Annotated in this window: 11 protein-coding genes; 6 read left to right on the forward strand and 5 right to left on the reverse strand. The window is 55.2% G+C overall.

Annotated features, from left to right (window positions below; genetic code table 11):
- The first annotated feature begins 35 nt into the window (after positions 1-35).
- The 4 genes from cydD to infA all read left to right on the forward strand — a co-directional run bounded on the left by cydD (position 36) and on the right by infA (position 4,849).
- Complete coding sequence (gene cydD / locus ABLU86_RS10650) at positions 36-1,802, forward strand: cysteine/glutathione ABC transporter permease/ATP-binding protein CydD (RefSeq protein WP_348796118.1); 1,767 nt, start codon at positions 36-38, stop codon at positions 1,800-1,802.
- Complete coding sequence (cydC, locus tag ABLU86_RS10655; RefSeq protein WP_020079265.1) at positions 1,803-3,524, forward strand: cysteine/glutathione ABC transporter ATP-binding protein/permease CydC; 1,722 nt, start codon at positions 1,803-1,805, stop codon at positions 3,522-3,524.
- A gap of 42 nt (positions 3,525-3,566) precedes the next feature.
- Positions 3,567-4,271: a leucyl/phenylalanyl-tRNA--protein transferase gene (aat, locus tag ABLU86_RS10660; protein WP_015704873.1), complete on the forward strand. Its 705-nt coding sequence runs from the start codon at positions 3,567-3,569 to the stop codon at positions 4,269-4,271.
- A 359-nt stretch (positions 4,272-4,630) separates the two neighbouring features.
- Positions 4,631-4,849 (forward strand): translation initiation factor IF-1, encoded by a 219-nt coding sequence (infA, locus tag ABLU86_RS10665; protein WP_001040187.1) that lies wholly within the window; start codon positions 4,631-4,633, stop codon positions 4,847-4,849.
- A gap of 251 nt (positions 4,850-5,100) precedes the next feature.
- Here the strand turns inward: infA and clpA are convergent, their stop codons facing one another.
- The gene (gene clpA, locus ABLU86_RS10670) at positions 5,101-7,380 is read right to left on the reverse strand and encodes an ATP-dependent Clp protease ATP-binding subunit ClpA (protein WP_015367493.1); all 2,280 of its coding nucleotides are present in this window, start codon (positions 7,378-7,380) and stop codon (positions 5,101-5,103) included.
- Between the two features lie 30 nt (positions 7,381-7,410).
- The gene (gene clpS, locus ABLU86_RS10675; protein ID WP_015367494.1) at positions 7,411-7,728 is read right to left on the reverse strand and encodes an ATP-dependent Clp protease adapter ClpS; all 318 of its coding nucleotides are present in this window, start codon (positions 7,726-7,728) and stop codon (positions 7,411-7,413) included.
- 324 nt (positions 7,729-8,052) lie between these two features.
- Between clpS and cspD the strand changes: the two genes are divergently transcribed.
- The gene (gene cspD, locus ABLU86_RS10680) at positions 8,053-8,274 is read left to right on the forward strand and encodes a cold shock-like protein CspD (protein WP_015367495.1); all 222 of its coding nucleotides are present in this window, start codon (positions 8,053-8,055) and stop codon (positions 8,272-8,274) included.
- A gap of 68 nt (positions 8,275-8,342) precedes the next feature.
- Here cspD and macB read toward each other — a convergent pair whose 3' ends face one another.
- Positions 8,343-10,289, reverse strand: a complete 1,947-nt coding sequence (macB, locus tag ABLU86_RS10685) for a macrolide ABC transporter ATP-binding protein/permease MacB (RefSeq protein WP_059305359.1) — start codon at positions 10,287-10,289, stop codon at positions 8,343-8,345.
- Entirely contained in the window at positions 10,286-11,401 is a 1,116-nt protein-coding gene (gene macA / locus ABLU86_RS10690) for a macrolide transporter subunit MacA (protein ID WP_015367497.1), read from the reverse strand. The genes macB and macA overlap by 4 nt, the downstream gene beginning before the upstream one ends.
- Positions 11,402-11,559: 158 nt before the next feature.
- Between macA and ABLU86_RS10695 the strand changes: the two genes are divergently transcribed.
- A complete protein-coding gene (locus ABLU86_RS10695; RefSeq protein ID WP_015367498.1) occupies positions 11,560-12,516 on the forward strand; it encodes a VirK/YbjX family protein in 957 nt (318 codons plus the stop codon).
- On the opposite strand, the gene ABLU86_RS10700 is transcribed toward ABLU86_RS10695, so the two are convergent.
- Positions 12,513-14,171, reverse strand: a complete 1,659-nt coding sequence (locus tag ABLU86_RS10700) for an ATP-dependent endonuclease (RefSeq protein ID WP_213708441.1) — start codon at positions 14,169-14,171, stop codon at positions 12,513-12,515. The genes ABLU86_RS10695 and ABLU86_RS10700 overlap by 4 nt on opposite strands.
- Between the last annotated feature and the right edge of the window lie 371 nt (positions 14,172-14,542).

Below are 14,542 nucleotides of genomic sequence, written 5' to 3' on the forward strand. Positions count from 1 at the left end.
CCAAAAATCTCATAACGACACCTGCTAAGCGCGCAATGAATAAAACCCGTCAACAAGAGTTAACCCGCTGGTTAAAAGAAAAAAGCATTATCTCCCGTCGCTGGTTGATGATTTCTCGCCTGCTGGGCGTCGTGAGCGGTCTATTGATCGTCGCTCAGGCGTGGTTTCTGGCGCGTATACTTCACCGAATGATAATGGAAAATATCCCGGCGACGGCGCTGCTGCTGCCGTTTACCTTGCTGGCGCTGGTGCTGATCCTGCGCGCCTGGGTGGTGTGGCTACGCGAACGCGTCGGCTTCCACGCCGGCCAGCATATCCGTTATGAAATTCGCCGCCAGGTGCTGGACCGCCTTCAGCAGGCGGGCCCGGCTTGGATTCAGGGAAAACCCGCCGGCAGTTGGGCGACGCTCATCCTTGAGCAAATCGACGATATGCATGATTACTACGCGCGCTATCTGCCGCAGATGACGTTGGCCGCCTGCGTGCCGCTGCTGATTGTTATCACTATCTTCCCCAGCAACTGGGCGGCCGCGCTAATTTTACTCGGCACCGCCCCGCTGATCCCGCTCTTTATGGCGCTGGTCGGGATGGGCGCCGCCGATGCTAACCGGCGCAATTTCCTTGCGCTCGGTCGCCTCAGCGGTCACTTCCTCGACCGTCTGCGCGGCATGGAGACGCTGCGTCTGTTCAACAGCGGCGAGGCGGAAATTAACAATATCCGCGATGCGTCGCAGGATTTCCGCCAGCGGACGATGGAAGTCCTGCGCCTGGCTTTTCTCTCCTCCGGCGTGCTGGAGTTCTTTACCTCGCTCTCTATCGCGCTGGTGGCGGTCTATTTCGGTTTTTCCTACCTCGGCGAGCTCGACTTCGGCCACTACGGCGTCGGCGTCACGCTGATGTCCGGTTTTTTAACCTTGATACTGGCGCCGGAGTTTTTCCAGCCGCTACGTGATTTAGGCACATTTTACCATGCCAAGGCGCAGGCCATTGGCGCAGCGGATAGCCTCAAGACTTTTATGGAAACGCCGCTGGCGCAGGCTGAACGGGGCGTGAAAACGCTAAGCGATCATGAACTGATTCGCCTCGAAGCCCGCGATCTGATGGTGAAATCGCCGGATGGCAAAACGCTGGCAGGCCCGCTGAGTTTCACCCTGAACGCTGGCGAGCGCGTGGTCCTGGTCGGCCAGAGCGGTTCCGGTAAAAGCTCGCTGCTGAATACGCTGACAGGCTTTCTTCCCTATGAAGGTTCGCTACAGGTTAACGGCGTGGAGCTGCGCGATCTCGATGCTGAACGCTGGCGTCGGCTAATTAGCTGGGTCGGTCAAAACCCGCAACTGCCCGCCGCCACGCTGCGTGAAAACGTGCTGCTAGCGTGGCCAGAAGCCACGGAAGCGCAACTGCAGCTAGCCCTGGATAAGGCCTGGGTCAGCGAGTTTATTTCCCAATTGCCACAAGGTATTAATACCCCGTTAGGCGATCAGGCTGGCGGCCTCTCGGTCGGCCAGGCTCAGCGTATTGCCGTTGCGCGCGCGCTGCTGGTGCCGTGCCGCCTGTTGCTGCTTGATGAACCAGCGGCCAGCCTTGACGCTCACAGCGAACAGCGTGTGATGCAGGCGCTATCTAACGCTTCTACCCAGCAGACCACGCTGATGGTTACTCACCAACTGGCAGGACTGGCCGAGTGGGATGCTATTTGGGTGATGCAGAATGGACAGATTGTCGAGCAAGGCGGCTATGCGCAGCTTTCTGCCGCTGGAGGCGCGTTTGCCTCACTGTTAGCCCATCGCCAGGAGGAAATTTAAATGCGCGCACTGTTACCCTATCTGGCGCTATACAAACGCCACAAATGGCTGCTGACCCTCGGCGTGGTGCTGGCTATCGTCACCCTGCTGGCAAGTATCGGGCTATTAACGCTTTCCGGCTGGTTCCTGTCGGCCTCTGCGGTGGTCGGGGTCGCCGGGATTTACAGTTTTAACTACATGCTGCCTGCCGCAGGCGTTCGCGGCGCGGCAATTATTCGTACCGCCGGCCGCTACTTTGAGCGTCTGGTGAGCCACGATGCCACTTTCCGGGTATTGCAGCACCTGCGCGTCGCCACGTTTAGCAAACTACTGCCGCTCTCCCCTGCCGGGCTGGCGCGTTTTCGTCAGGGTGAGTTGCTCAACCGCATCGTGGCAGATGTCGATACGCTGGATCACCTCTATTTGCGCGTGATCTCGCCGCTGGTTGGCGCACTGGTGGTCATCCTGGTGGTGACCATCGGCTTAAGCGTACTCGATGTCACCCTGGCGCTAACGCTTGGCGGAATTATGCTGGCGACGCTACTCCTGCTGCCACCGCTGTTTTACCGTGCCGGTAAGCCGACCGGGGAGCAGATCACCCAGCTCCGCGGGCAGTATCGCCAGCAACTCACCTCCTGGCTACAGGGGCAAGCCGAGTTAATGCTGTTTAATGCCAGCGATCGCTACCGTAAACAGATGGAAAAAACGGAACAGCGCTGGCAGGAGGCGCAGCGCCGCCAGGCTGAGCTCACCGCCCTGTCGCAGGCGCTGATGCTGCTGATTGGCGGCATCGCAGTGATCGCCATGCTGTGGATGGCCTCCGAAGGCGTTGGCGGTAATAGCCAGCCGGGGGCGCTGATCGCCCTCTTCGTGTTCTGCGCCTTAGCGGCATTTGAAGCGCTGGCGCCGGTCACCGGCGCCTTCCAACATCTCGGCCAGGTCATCGCGTCCGCTCGCCGCATTACGCAGATTACCGAGCAGCAGCCCGAGGTGACGTTCAGCCAGCAGACGCCGCAAAGCTTCTCCCAGGTAGCGCTTACCCTGAATGAGGTAACCTTCAGCTACCCGCAGCAGTCGGCCCCGGCGCTAAAAGATATTTCTCTGCAGGTCGCGGCAGGCGAGCATATCGCCATTCTTGGCCGTACCGGCTGCGGTAAATCGACTCTGCTGCAGCTATTGACCCGCGCCTGGGATCCGGCCAACGGTCAGATTCAGCTAAATGGCCAGCCACTTAGCGAGCTGTCTGAAACGACCCTGCGCCAGGCGATGAGCGTCGTGCCGCAGCGGGTGCATCTCTTCAGCGCGACGCTGCGCGATAATCTGCTGCTCGCCGCGCCGCAGGTCAGCGACGCCAGGCTTGCCGAAATCCTGGCGCGAGTCGGCCTGGAGAAATTGCTGGAAGATAGCGGCCTGGATAGCTGGCTTGGCGAAGGCGGACGTCAGCTTTCCGGCGGCGAATTACGTCGACTGGCTATCGCCCGCGCGCTATTGCACGATGCCCCGTTAATGCTACTTGATGAACCCACCGAAGGCCTGGATGCAACAACGGAAAGCCAGATCCTTGATTTACTTAGTGAAGTGATGCGCGATAAAACCGTGTTGATGGTCACTCACCGTCTGCGCGGGCTGGCGCGGTTTAATCAGATAATTGTCATGGACAACGGCCAAATTATTGAGCAAGGTAGTCACGCAGAGCTGCTGGCGAAACAGGGCCGTTATTACCAGTTCAAGCAACGTCTGTAAGCTATTATTGTCAACAATTGCTGGTGCGTATTGAGGTCAAAAATGCGTCTGGTTCAGCTCTCTCGTGACTCTATCGCCTTCCCTTCCCCGGAAGGCGCTCTGCGTGAACCAAATGGCCTGCTGGCGCTGGGTGGCGATCTCAGCCCAGCCCGTTTGTTGATGGCCTATCAGCGCGGTATCTTTCCATGGTTTTCTCCCGGCGACCCTATTTTATGGTGGTCGCCCGATCCACGCGCCGTACTGTGGCCGGAGCAATTCCACTATAGCCGTAGCATGAAACGTTTCCATCAACGTTCGCCCTATCGGGTGACGCTCAATCACGCCTTCGGCCAGGTTATCGAGGGCTGCGCCAGCCATCGCGATGAAGGCACCTGGATCACCCATGGTATCGTTCAGGCCTATCACCAGTTACATGAACTCGGTCATGCTCACTCCATCGAAGTATGGGATGAGGATAGGCTGGTCGGCGGCATGTATGGCGTGGCGCAGGGAGCGCTGTTTTGCGGCGAGTCGATGTTCAGCCGGGCGGAAAATGCCTCCAAAACCGCGCTAATGATCTTCTGTCAGGCTTTTGCCCAGGACGGTGGCAGATTAATTGACTGTCAGGTTCTTAACGCGCATACCGCCTCTTTAGGAGCGATTGAAATCCCGCGCCGCGATTATCTCGATTACCTTTCCGTATTACGCACCTATCGCTTACCGGAGCGATTTTGGGTACCAAGGGTGCTATTTACCGGTAATGGATAAATGTTTTCAGCACATTTCTTAGCGCGGTGGTATAATTGCGCGGTAGAGTAGCTTCTGCCTGTTGCCCCGCCGCCGTTTGGGAATATTAAGAGTCAGATAACGCCCATCGTTCTGTCACTGCCCTTTACGTTTGCGCCTGTCATGTGGTTTTACCGCGTGTATTTCGGGCAATGCGCCAAAACTACTTCGGCGATTTATACCCGTCATGTTTTAAGCTGCAGGCGCTGGCTGCGCGCAATTATTTACCGCCAGCCTGCGACGCGAACTGTTTTGGGTATACGTAAAACTTTACATACTTGCTGAACTTCGGCATTATCTTGCCGGTTCAAAACTACGGTAGTGATACCCCAGAGGACTAGATGGCCAAAGAAGACAATATTGAAATGCAGGGCACCGTACTTGAAACGTTGCCTAACACTATGTTCCGCGTAGAACTGGAAAACGGTCACGTGGTAACTGCGCATATTTCCGGTAAAATGCGTAAAAACTACATCCGCATTCTGACGGGCGACAAAGTGACTGTTGAGCTGACCCCGTACGACCTGAGCAAAGGCCGCATTGTCTTCCGTAGTCGCTAATTGTTTCCGCCGCTAAGGCGTCAGATGCTGAAGGCCGGGCTCCTGCCCGGTCTTTTCATTTCAACTTCCCTCACGCAGGCTGAGTTTTCCGGCGCTTTCACCAACGCCAGGGTGTCGTTTTGCCCTTTTTCGCGATCTGCGCGCCAAGTTTAACGATAAACTCCCGTCATATCCGGACATTTGACCTGAGCGATAAAAAAAGACCGGGCTGTCACCAACCCGGTCTTTATCACTGAACAATTCAGAATTTATTAATGCGCCGCTTCCGGTTTGTGCTTCTGCGCGCTGTGGAAGCCGTAGGTCAGCACATTGTTGGCTTTATCCAACTCAACGGTGACCTGGCCGCCATCCACCAGCGAACCAAACAGCAGCTCGTTTGCCAGCGGTTTCTTCAGGTTGTCCTGAATCACCCGCGCCATTGGACGCGCGCCCATTGCCCGGTCATAGCCCTTCTCAGCCAGCCAGTCACGCGCTTCCTGACTCACTTCCAGCGATACGCCTTTCTGATCCAACTGTACCTGCAGTTCGACGATAAACTTATCGACTACCTGATGGATCACGGTGGTAGAGAGGTGATCGAACCAGATGATGTTGTCGAGACGGTTACGGAACTCCGGCGTAAAGATCTTTTTGATCTCTTCCATCGCATCGGTGCTGTTATCCTGCTGAATAAGACCAATCGATTTACGCTCGGTTTCACGCACCCCGGCGTTGGTGGTCATCACCAGCACCACGTTGCGGAAGTCCGCTTTACGGCCGTTGTTATCTGTCAGCGTACCGTTATCCATCACCTGCAGCAGGATATTGAAGACATCCGGATGCGCTTTTTCGATCTCATCAAGCAGCAGTACCGCGTGCGGATGTTTGATAACCGCATCGGTCAACAGCCCGCCCTGATCGAAACCGACGTATCCCGGAGGGGCGCCAATCAAACGGCTGACGGTATGACGTTCCATATACTCGGACATATCAAACCGCAGCAGTTCAATACCCAGCGCTTTCGCCAGCTGCACGGTGACTTCAGTTTTCCCAACCCCGGTCGGCCCGGCGAACAGGAAGGACCCAACCGGTTTATGCTCATGTCCAAGCCCGGCACGCGCCATTTTGATGGCTTCGGTAAGCGCTTCAATCGCTTTATCCTGACCAAAGACCAGCATTTTCAGGCGGTCGCCAAGGTTTTTCAGCGTATCGCGATCGCTGCGGGAGACGCTCTTCTCCGGGATACGCGCGATGCGCGCAACCACGGATTCGATATCCGCCACATTGACCGTTTTCTTACGCTTGCTGACCGGCATCAGCCGCGCCCGCGCGCCCGCTTCGTCGATCACGTCAATCGCCTTATCCGGCAGATGGCGATCGTTGATGTATTTCACCGCCAGCTCGACCGCCGCACGCACCGCTTTGGCGGTATAACGCACATCGTGGTGCGCTTCATACTTCGGTTTCAGGCCGTTGATGATCTGCACCGTCTCTTCGACAGAAGGCTCGGTCACGTCGATTTTCTGGAAACGACGCGCTAAGGCACGATCTTTTTCGAAGATGTTGCTGAACTCCTGGTAGGTCGTGGAGCCAATCACCCTGATCTTGCCGCCGGAAAGCAGCGGTTTAATCAGGTTAGCCGCATCAACCTGGCCGCCGGAGGCCGCCCCTGCGCCGATGATGGTATGGATCTCATCGATAAACAGGATGCTATTGGTATCCTGCTCAAGCTGTTTCAGCAACGCTTTAAAGCGTTTTTCAAAATCGCCGCGATATTTGGTTCCTGCCAGCAGCGAACCGATATCCAGCGAGTAAATAGTGCAATCCGCCATCACTTCCGGCACGTCGCCCTGGACGATACGCCAGGCGAGCCCTTCCGCAATCGCGGTCTTGCCGACGCCGGATTCTCCCACCAGCAGCGGGTTGTTCTTACGGCGGCGGCACAATACCTGAATAGCACGCTCCAGCTCTTTATCACGGCCGATCAGCGGATCGATACCGCCTACGCGCGCAAGCTGGTTGAGATTGGTGGTGAAGTTTTCCATACGATCCTCCCCGCCTGCTTGCTCTTCGTTACCCGGCTGGCTCGCATTGTTTTCCGAAGGCTGGCTGGGCTCGTCTTTGCGCGTGCCGTGAGAGATGAAATTCACCACATCAAGGCGGCTGACTTCATGTTTACGCAGCAGATAGGCGGCCTGCGACTCCTGCTCGCTGAAAATCGCGACCAGTACGTTAGCGCCGGTCACTTCGCTGCGACCGGAGGATTGGACGTGGAAAACCGCACGCTGCAGCACGCGCTGAAAGCTTAGCGTCGGCTGGGTGTCTCGCTCTTCTTCCGTAGCCGGAAGGACGGGAGTGGTCTGTTCGATGAAGGCTTCAAGTTCCTGACGCAAAGCGACCAGGTCCACGGAACAGGCTTCCAGCGCTTCGCGTGCCGAGGGGTTGCTGAGCAAAGCCAGCAACAAGTGCTCGACGGTCATAAATTCATGACGGTGCTCGCGCGCTCTGGCGAAAGCCATGTTTAAACTGAGTTCCAGTTCTTGATTGAGCATAGGCACCTCCCCCAATTTTCATGCCTGTAATCAGGCTTTCTCTAGCGTACACAGCAATGGATGCTCGTTCTCCTTGGCATACTGGTTCACCATAGCGACTTTGGTTTCCGCAACTTCGGCGGTAAAAACGCCGCAAATCGCCTTACCTTCATAGTGAACCGTGAGCATCAGTTGCGTTGCACGTTCTACATCATAAGAAAAGAATTTTTGTAACACGTCAATAACAAACTCCATTGGAGTGTAGTCATCATTGACTAATATCACTTTATACATAGATGGTGGTTTAAGCGCATCACGAACTTCATCTTCTACCAGTTGATCGAAGTCCAGCCAATCTCTCTTACTCATCGTCAATGTTCGTCATCGGTTGCTGTTGCCAACAGGCCGCGGCCTGTCGATGATCTGAGGTTATGCACGTTACAAATCTACAATAGATCATAGATAACTATCATCTATTGCTTCCATCCGCGACGCCTGTCACATTCCCCAGCAATAGCGTTAACTGCTTCAAATTTTGACGCATTTTTCACCGTCCACCCTTGTCAATTGCTTGACGCATTTCCGTATTTCTCTAAATTGTACTGGCGAGAGTTGGCGAGCAATTGTACAACTCGTGACTCCCTACCGGTTCATTCCATCTTACTTATAAAGATTTACGAAGGATGTCGAAGTATGGAAATGGGTACTGTTAAGTGGTTCAACAATGCCAAAGGGTTCGGTTTCATTTGCCCTGAGGGCGGCGGCGAAGACATTTTCGCCCATTACTCCACCATCCAGATGGATGGTTACAGAACGCTAAAAGCCGGGCAATCCGTTCGGTTTGATGTTCACCAGGGGCCGAAAGGCAATCACGCCAGCGTGATTGTTCCTGTGGAAGCAGAAACGGCTGCATAACTCTTTTGCTTCATTGTGTACATCCTGCTAATAAAATGCCAGTCCTTCTGACTGGCATTTTTATCACCTTACTCCCGTGCCAACGCATCCACAGGGTCTAATCGCGCGGCATTACGCGCCGGCAACCAGCCAAACAGCACCCCGGTCAACGTCGAACATAAAAATGCGGTCAATAGCGCCAGCGGCGAAAAACCGATTTCCCAACCGGGTAAGAACAGTTGCAAAATGAACGCAATCATCAACGATAAACTCACGCCGATGGCGCCGCCCACCAGACAAACCAGCACCGCTTCAATAAGAAACTGCTGGAGAACATCCCTGGCCCGGGCGCCAACCGCCATTCTGATGCCGATTTCACGGGTACGTTCCGTCACTGACACCAGCATGATATTCATCACCCCGATTCCGCCGACGACCAGCGCGATCACCGCCACCAGGGTCAGGAACAGCTGTAAAGTATGTGTGGTTCTTTCCGCCGTTTTCAAGACACTGTCCATATTCCAGGTGAAAACATCTTTTTTGCCATGGCGGAGCTCCAGCAACCGCACCAGCTGCTGTTCAGCGGTGGCGCTATCGTAGCCCTCCTGCACGCGGACGGTTATCGAGTTTAGCCACGATTGCCCCATCACCCGTCCGGCCATCGTGGAGTAAGGCAGCCAGACACGAAGAATTTTGCTGCTGCCGAACATCGATTGCTTCTCATCGGCCACGCCGACAATCGTCGCCGGCATATTACCGACCAAAATCACCTCGCCAACCACTTTCGCCTTGTGAGGAAATAGCTGGCGGCGGGCATTGCTATCCAGCACCACCACCTGCGCCCGGCTATTCAGCTGCAACTCATTGAACGTATTTCCCTCGCTGAACGTCATACCGTAAACATTGAAATATTGCGCGCCAACGCCTTCGGCGCTGGCGGCCACATCGATATTATTGGCGCGCAGGCGCAGGCTTTTCGATACCGCCGGCGTCGCAGAGCTCACCCACGGCTGTTTTTGAATTGCCAGCAGATCATCATATTTTAACGCCTGCTGATAACGCGGATCGTCATCGCCAAAATCTTTGCCGGGGTAAACATCGATGGTATTGGTGCCGATAGCGCGAATATCGGCTAAGACCAGTTGTTTCGCCGCATCGCCAACCACCACAATAGAGACCACCGAAGCGATACCAATAATGATGCCGAGCATAGTAAGCAGCGTACGCATTTTATTCGCCGCCATCGCCCGCCAGGCCATCACCAGCGCCTCGCGAAAACCGCTACTGAACTGACGCCAGACGGAAGGTTCCGCACGGGTTTCGGCGCGAAGCACGCCGCCTTTCTCCGACGATGACGGCGGCGGGTTACGCACAATTTCACCGTCGCGCAGCTCGATGATTCTCTCCGCCTGAGCCGCGACCTGCGGGTCGTGGGTGACGATAATCACCGTATGCCCTTGCGCCTTTAGCTGATGCAGGATGGCCATAACCTCTTCGCCTGAGCGGCTATCCAGCGCCCCGGTCGGTTCATCGGCGAGGATCACCTCACCGCCGTTCATCAGGGCGCGCGCGATACTCACGCGCTGCTGCTGGCCGCCGGATAGCTGCGACGGGAAGTATTCCGCTCGCTCGCCCAGACCTAATCGGGTGAGTAAATCTCGCGCCCGTTCAAGACGAATCCGGCGCTCTTTACCGGCATAGATAGCAGGGACCTCGACGTTTTGCGCCGCCGTGAGGTGCGATAACAGATGGTAACGCTGGAAAATAAAGCCGAAGTGCTCGCGGCGCAGCCTGGCCAGTTCATCACCGCTCAGATGCGCCACATCGACCCCGGCAACCTGATAGGTGCCGCTGGTGGGCTTATCAAGGCAGCCAAGGATGTTCATCAGCGTCGATTTCCCGGACCCTGAAGCCCCGACGATCGCCACCATTTCCCCGGCGGCAATACTGAGGGTTATCCCCTTCAGCACGTCAACTTCACCGTCGCCAGAGGGGTAACTGCGGCGAATATCACGCAGTTCAAGCAGCGCCGTCATTTTGTCGCTCCGGGCGTGCTTTCGCTGATAATCACCTCATCGCCCTCTTCCAGCCCTTTAGCTACCGCCACATCGGTATCGTTACGCGCGCCAATAACGATTTCACGCTCTTTCACTTCCCCGTTGCGCAGCAGGCGCACGTTGTAGCGGTTATCGCCGATGGCGTCGCCCAGCGCGCTAAGGGGAATAGTAATCACGTTTTTCACTTCCGCTAGCTGGATATGCACCTGCGCAGTCATTTCAAGACGCAGGATCCCCTGCGGGTTAGGGACTTCAAAACGCGCATAATAAAATATGGCATCATTGACCTTTTCCGGCGTCGGCAGAATATCTTTCAGCGTACCTTCGTAACGAGTCAGAGGATCGCCGAGTACCGTAAACCAGGCTTTTTGCCCCGGCTTAAGATGGATCACGTCAGCTTCCGAAACCTGCGCTTTGACCAGCATGGTACTGAGGTCCGCCAGGGTCAGGATGTTTGGCGCCTGCTGGGCGGCAATCACCGTCTGTCCCTGCAGGGTAGTGATTTGCGTCACTTCACCGGACATCGGCGCCAGGATACGCGTATAGTCGAGGTTGGTTTTCGCGGTGTCGAGGGTCGCCTGGTTGCGTTTGATCTGCGCTTCGATGGTGCCGATTTGCGCCTCTTTCACCGCCACATCGGTGGCGGCGGTATCCAGATCCTGACGTGAGACCAGCTGACGCTGCGCCAACTGCTGCTGGCGCGCTAATGTTACTTGCGCGAGCTTGCGTTCGGCCTGCGCCTGTTTCAACTGCGCGCGCAATTCCATGAGCGTCGCGTCGACTTCTTTAATCTGGTTTTCCGCCTGCTCCGGGTCGATAACCCCCAGTAGCTGGTCTTTCTGCACTTTATCGCCAATATTGACGCGCAGCGTTTTCAACTGGCCGCTGACCTGGGCGCCGACGTCGACTTTACGCAGCGCATCTAATTTGCCCGTCGCCAGAACGCTCTGCTGCAGGTCGCTTTTGCGCGCCACCAGCGTTTGATACTGCGGCAACGGCGCGTTAAGAATGCGCCATCCCCAAATGGCCGCTATCACTACCACTAACGCCAACAGCCACCAGACTTTCCTGCGTTTTCCATTCAATGTCATAAAAAAATTCCTGATCTTTTCCCCGCAGCTCGGACGATGATTCTATCTAAACCGCGTGACAACAGAACTTAATTTTTAGCAATCCTTCATTTTTGTTTAAGCGGTGTTAATCGGGGGGATGATGAAATGGCGAAAAAATAACAGAACCAGGAATGATCATGTCTTCAATCGCTGAAAATCCAGATTCCGAACTATCGCAACCTAAAACAGGCTGGAAACTTTTCTGCCGTCTCGCCAGCGGAGAGATAACGCCGGGACGTGCCTGGCGTAACCCGGCATACCGCCGCAAGTTTATTTTACGTTCATTGATGAAGCCATTTGCCACCGCGCAATTATTAAACGACCTGGCGCGTCAGCCTCAGCTTCCGGCCATGCTTAACGTACAGCCGGGTTTACCCTGCCGACTGCATCGTCCCTGGTTGTCGGTAAATTGCAGCCAACAGCAGATTCTGGATGCGCTCAATTTCCACTATCAAGCTATGAGTGAACAATTGACGCCGCTGGCGCTAAATGGGTATTTATCACGTGCGGGAACCCTGCTGGCGACTATCAGCGGTAAAGACGATCGGCAGTTTCGTATTGTGCTGCGCGCTGAGCCGAATCTCGATAAGGAAGGTGAAGCCACGCTAAGTTTCGTGACAGAAGAAGATATCGTACTTGCCGAACTCACCTTTACGCTTTGTCGACTGGAAGGCAAACGCGTCATGTGGATTGGCGGGCTTCAAGGTGCCAAAGCAAATGTATCGCATCAGTTGATACAAGATGCGACGAAAGCCTGTCATGGACTGTTCCCGAAACGACTGCTGGTGGAAGCGGCGATGTCAATGGGGCAATCATTCTCTGTTGAGCGCCTGCAGGCAGTGAGCAATACCACACATATTTATCGCAGTATTCGCTATCGCAAGAAAAAACAGGGATTACTGCATGCGGATTACGATAGTTTTTGGCAATCGTTAGGCGCGCATCCGCTGGCGAGCGGCGATTTCCAACTGCCGCTGGTCATGCCGCGTAAACCAATGGAAGAGATTGCCAGTAAAAAACGAGCGGAATACCGCCGTCGTTATGCCTTACTGGATAGCCTACAGCAACAGAGCGTCGCATGCTGCCGCCCCTAATCAGCGCGCCCACGCGCCAGCCACAGCACGCGGGAAAACATCTTTTTCAGTAACGTCGGGACGGCGTCTACTCCCCGCCGCCCGGCCTCCATCGCGACCTCTATCGCCAGATCGGGTTTCGACGAACGATGTATGGCTTTTGTTATCACCCGGCGCATGTTCATCGGCATATTCTCCGGGATCTGCGCCACACGGTGGTATACATCGTCGAACCCCTGACGATACATAAAGTGTTCCATGTCCATTGCCGGAAGCATGGTTAAGTGCACCCGTTCCAGTTCGTTATCATTGTTGAGCAGCCCACGTACCGTAGCGGCATACTTCTTTCCTGCCTCATCGCCATCAACCAGCACATGCCATTCAATCCCCATCCGGCGGGCGAATTTAATCAGCGGCTTGAGCCCGGATTGGGCGAATTCAATCACCTTCACCCCTTCAGCGTCGAAATGATGCCCGCACTGGCGCGCCAGTTCGTTGATAACCCAGGTTTCCGTTTCGCCTTCCACCAGCAACCAGCAGCGGGCAAACAGCGATGAGGCGCGGTTGAAGCGAATGTGAAACGCAATGCGGCGGCTATCTTCCGCATTCATCCCGCCGGGACCGAGCCGCCACGCCGAGACGCGGGACGATTCACGCACCAGGCGACACACCTGCTCAACCGGCGTCAACGACAACAGCTCGCCGGAATTGGTCGTGGTCACTCGCTGCAGCGGTAGCAAATTCAATAAATGCCAGGCGACCGAGAGCATGATCGGATGCAGACGCGTTTCCGGGTCCTCAATCAGCAGCAGCGGCCGCGCATCGCGATCGAGTCGGACGGTTCCCTTCGCCTGTAATAAAGTGGAGAACAGCCCAAGCAGGATCACGCGATGACTGCGTCCGCCGGGTTTATCAATCATTCGGTTAATAATATCGAGATAGCGCCAGCTGCGTTGTTCGTCATGAGAACGGCGGCGCATCAGGCGATTGCGGTTTTGCGCACTGCTCTGCTCGGCGAAATAATGTTCCAGCAGTTGCACCATCGCCGACAGCCCTTCGCGGATTTGCCCGTCGGTGAGATTTTGCGGGTGATTAACCAGCTCGCGGGAGAGAAAATCCAGCTGACGGGCGGTGATCTCAATTTGCGGCGAATGCGGCACGGTACCGTTGTGAATTCGGCGCATAAAGCGGGCGTCGCGCAGGCGCAATACCGGCATTAAGCGCACCAGGTGGCGCGCCAGTTCGTCGATATCTTGCATCTCCAGCGCCTCTCCCTGGCAGTTAATAAAACTACGCAGGGTCATCACGCTGCCGTCATCCGCCAGCTCACCCTCAAGGCGATAGAAAATGCGCTGATAGCCGTCATCACAGGGCACCCAGCAATCGCTAAGCGGACGAAAACGGCGCACGCGATGGTGCCCGGGTTCATTTTCACGGAAAGTTAAAATGATATGCAGATGATGCTCGCGTCCCTGAATATCGCCAGGTGGAAACCAGAAGTCATCGCGCACGAAATGGTACAGGTCAAATTCCGGCGATAACAGCAGCGTCAGAGCGTCCAGCAGGCTGGATTTACCCCAGGCGTTTTCGCCGATCAGCACATTGTTTTGCTCAAGCATCAACGATAAACGGTTGATACCGCGAAATCCGACGATCTCTACACGCTCAAGATGCATATCCCCTCCGCCTGGCCCACATTCTCCTTCAGTAATCAGTAGTATAGCGAGACGCACACGACATGGCACCCCCAGCGTCGCTGGCCGATAATTGAATCCAGAAATGAATGAGTTTGTAAGGTAACGGCTCTTGATTTCATATAATTAATAAATTAATTCATCTTCGGTAGTAGTTTATTTTTCAGTATTGTGTTCTACACTTGCATAAATCATGCATGGTGAAAGGAAAATCATCTCATTGCTCTAAATCAAATTACATCAATTTATTTAACTAGTCCGAGGGTGGCGTTCGTCCCTAAAATAGCGACGCTTTATTTTTATCGTCATCCTTTGCGTCGATAAATAAAGACCGGCACGTCATAACGTGTTCG

The sequence above is a fragment of the Klebsiella sp. JN_Kp121 genome (assembly GCF_040062145.1).
In the GTDB taxonomy this organism is placed as follows: domain Bacteria; phylum Pseudomonadota; class Gammaproteobacteria; order Enterobacterales; family Enterobacteriaceae; genus Klebsiella; species Klebsiella aerogenes.

Coding starts and splice junctions, on each gene's coding strand:
- cydC (WP_020079265.1), top strand. CDS start 1,803: ATGCGCGCACTGTTACCCTATCTGGCGCTATACAAACGCCACAAATGG.
- clpS (WP_015367494.1), bottom strand. CDS start 7,728: ATGAGTAAGAGAGATTGGCTGGACTTCGATCAACTGGTAGAAGATGAA.
- macA (WP_015367497.1), bottom strand. CDS start 11,401: ATGACATTGAATGGAAAACGCAGGAAAGTCTGGTGGCTGTTGGCGTTA.
- ABLU86_RS10695 (WP_015367498.1), top strand. CDS start 11,560: ATGTCTTCAATCGCTGAAAATCCAGATTCCGAACTATCGCAACCTAAA.
- cspD (WP_015367495.1), top strand. CDS start 8,053: ATGGAAATGGGTACTGTTAAGTGGTTCAACAATGCCAAAGGGTTCGGT.
- aat (WP_015704873.1), top strand. CDS start 3,567: ATGCGTCTGGTTCAGCTCTCTCGTGACTCTATCGCCTTCCCTTCCCCG.
- macB (WP_059305359.1), bottom strand. CDS start 10,289: ATGACGGCGCTGCTTGAACTGCGTGATATTCGCCGCAGTTACCCCTCT.
- ABLU86_RS10700 (WP_213708441.1), bottom strand. CDS start 14,171: ATGCATCTTGAGCGTGTAGAGATCGTCGGATTTCGCGGTATCAACCGT.
- cydD (WP_348796118.1), top strand. CDS start 36: ATGAATAAAACCCGTCAACAAGAGTTAACCCGCTGGTTAAAAGAAAAA.
- infA (WP_001040187.1), top strand. CDS start 4,631: ATGGCCAAAGAAGACAATATTGAAATGCAGGGCACCGTACTTGAAACG.
- clpA (WP_015367493.1), bottom strand. CDS start 7,380: ATGCTCAATCAAGAACTGGAACTCAGTTTAAACATGGCTTTCGCCAGA.